We start from the raw sequence: 2,030 nt of genomic DNA on the forward strand, positions 1-2,030 counted from the left end.
GGGGGTGGATTCCAGCGGTTCGCCGTCGAGGGTGACGAGGCCGGTGGTGGGGTTGACGTCGATGGTGCCGGTGCGGTGGTTGTGGATCATGTTGTGGGGGCCGATGGTGCGGGTGTTGTGGACGGCGATGCGGCGGCGTCGGGTGGGGAGGTGGTCGCCGTTGTCGAGGGCGGCTTGGGAGACGAAGGCGATGGAGATGTCGGCGGGGGTGGTGCCGTGGGCGCCGAATTGGGGGCCGAGGATGAGGGGTTCGCAGCGGTCGGTGGAGGCGTTGGGGTCGCCGGTGATGCCGTAGGCGGGGAAGCCGGCTTTGAGGATGAGTTGGGGTTTGGCGCCGAAGTGGTCGGGTCGCCATAGGACGATGTCGGCGAGTTTGCCGGGTTCGAGGGAGCCGATTTCGTGGGCGAGGCCGTGGGCGATGGCGGGGTTGATGGTGAGTTTGGCGATGTAGCGCAGGACGCGTTGGTTGTCGTCTCCGCTTGCTGTGTCGCCGAACGACCCGTTGCCGTCCAGGGGTCCGAGTTCGTGTTTCATTTTTCCGGCCATGGCGAGGGTGCGGCGTACGGTTTCTCCGGCGCGGCCCATGCCTTGGGCGTCGCTGCTGGTGATGGGGATGATGCCGAGGTCGTGGAGGATGTCTTCGGCGCCCATGGTGCCGGCGCGGATGCGGTCGTGGGCCATGGCGGCATCGCCCGGGAGGTCGGTTTTGAGGTCGTGGGCGGAGACGATCATGCCGAAGTGTTCGGCGAGGGCGTCGCGTCCGTAGGGCAGGGTGGGGTTGGTGGAGGAGCCGATGATGTTGGGGTGTCCGGCCATTTTCAGGACGTTGGGGACGTGTCCGCCGCCGCAGCCTTCGATGTGGAAGGCGTGGATGGTGCGTCCGTCCAGGACGGCGAGGGTGTCTTCGACGGAGAGGCATTCGTTGAGGCCGTCGGTGTGCAGGGCGACTTGGACGTCGTGTTCGTCGGCGATGCGTAGGGCGGTGTCCAGGGCGCGGGTGTGGGCGCCCATGTCTTCGTGGACTTTGAAGCCGGATGCGCCGCCTTCGGTCAGGGCTTCGATCAGGGGGGCGGGGTGGGAGGAGGAGCCGCGGGCGAGGAAGCCGATGTTGACGGGCCAGGCGTCGAAGGCGTTGAAGGCGTGGCGTAGGGCCCAGGGGGAGTTGACTCCTACGCCCCAGACGGGGCCGAATTCCTGGCCGATGATGGTGGTGACGCCGGAGGCCAGGGAGGCTTCCATGATGCGGGGGGACAGGAGGTGGACGTGGGTGTCGATGGCTCCGGCGGTGGCGATCAGGCCTTCGCCGGAGACGATGGTGGTTCCGGTGCCGACCACGACGTCGACGGCGTCGAGGGTGTCGGGGTTGCCGGCCCGGCCCAGCGAGGTGATGCGGCCCTCGCGGATGCCGATGCTGGTCTTGTGGATCCCGGTGACGGCGTCGATGACCAGGACGTTGCTGATGACCAGGTCGCAGGTCTCGCGGACGGCGGCGGCTTTCAGGTGCAGGCCGTCGCGGGCGGTCTTGCCGAACCCGGCCAAGAACTCCTGTCCGGGCTGCTGGGAGTCCGACTCGACGCGGACGATCAGCCCGGAGTCGCCCAGGCGGACCCGGTCCCCGGCCCGTGGGCCGTGGACCGCAATATAGTCCTGCGCCGTGATCACCTCACCAGGCCCGGGACGGCCGTGGCACCCCCGGGCGTTGAAACCGCTGGCACTCACCGGCCCCCACCCTCCTGCCCGTCCCGGCCCTGCTCCTGGCCCTGCTCTTGTTCGGCTTGGGGTGGTTGTTGGGTGTAGGTGGTGAGGTAGCCGGTGGCGCGGGCTTTGGCGAGGGCGGTGTGTTTGGCGCCTTCGGCGTCCAGTGGGCCGTCGACCAGTCCGGCGAAGCCGATGGCGATGCGGGCGCCGGCGATGGGTTGCAGGGGGACGTGGTGGGTGGTGTGGGGGGCGAAGCGGATGGTGGATCCGGCGGGGATGGCCAGGCGGGTGCCGTAGGCGGCGGCGCGGTCGAAGGCCAGGCGGGGGTTGGC

The 2,030-nt window shown here is 69.2% G+C and carries 2 protein-coding genes; both read right to left on the minus strand.

Going from position 1 to position 2,030, the window contains the following annotated elements; genetic code table 11:
• Positions 1-1,662 (minus strand): urease subunit alpha (locus tag ACEZDE_RS33690; RefSeq protein WP_380545013.1); only part of this gene is annotated, 1,662 nt, incomplete at its 3' end.
• Between the two features lie 53 nt (positions 1,663-1,715).
• Positions 1,716-2,030, minus strand: a 315-nt coding sequence (locus ACEZDE_RS33695) for an urease subunit beta (protein ID WP_380545010.1), incomplete at its 5' end; no start/stop codon positions are given.

Origin of the sequence: Streptacidiphilus cavernicola, from assembly GCF_042510955.1 — a bacterium.
GTDB lineage: Bacteria > Actinomycetota > Actinomycetes > Streptomycetales > Streptomycetaceae > Streptacidiphilus > Streptacidiphilus cavernicola.